We start from the raw sequence: 509 nt of genomic DNA on the forward strand, positions 1-509 counted from the left end.
GGGATGCTGGAGACGCCGCCCTCGCCACCCTGATCGAGGAAGACATCGGAGGCCCGGATGCGCGGTTCCATTGAGGCGCGGCTGGCCAAGGCCGAGCAGCGGTTCCGCCACCGCATCCAGGGTGTTCACCGCTACACCGACGACGAGCTTGGGGGCCTGATCGCAGTTCTTCGACGGGCCGAAGCCGGCGAGGCCATCGACCCCGACCTTGAAGAGTGGGTCGTGAGCCTGATGCGCCGCGAGGGGCAGCTACCCCGATCGGAGCCAAAGCTATGAGCATCATCGACCTGGAGCGCCGCCTCGCCCGCATTGAGGCTAGCCGCCGCGGGGGGTCGCGCTCGCCCGCGAGCAGCATTTCGGCCATGCCTCCGAGGCCTGCGGGGTGACCCAGCAGACCCTGTCGGCTGGCGTGAAGCAGCTGGAGAACCGCTTCGGCGTCCAGCTCGTGCTGCGCGGCTCGCGCTTCCAGGGCTTCACCCCCGAGGGCGAGCGGGTCCTCGCATGGGCGC

At 69.9% G+C, this 509-nt stretch carries 1 protein-coding gene and 1 pseudogene; both read left to right on the forward strand.

The window, feature by feature from the left end:
* Positions 1-57 precede the first annotated feature (57 nt).
* Positions 58-276, forward strand: a complete 219-nt coding sequence (locus MKK69_RS12950; protein ID WP_243968311.1) for a hypothetical protein — start codon at positions 58-60, stop codon at positions 274-276.
* 55 nt (positions 277-331) lie between these two features.
* Positions 332-509 (forward strand): annotated as a pseudogene (locus MKK69_RS12955) (LysR family transcriptional regulator); the annotation flags it as partial.

The organism is Methylobacterium sp. J-026 (assembly GCF_022829585.1).
Classification (GTDB): Bacteria; Pseudomonadota; Alphaproteobacteria; order Rhizobiales; family Beijerinckiaceae; genus Methylobacterium.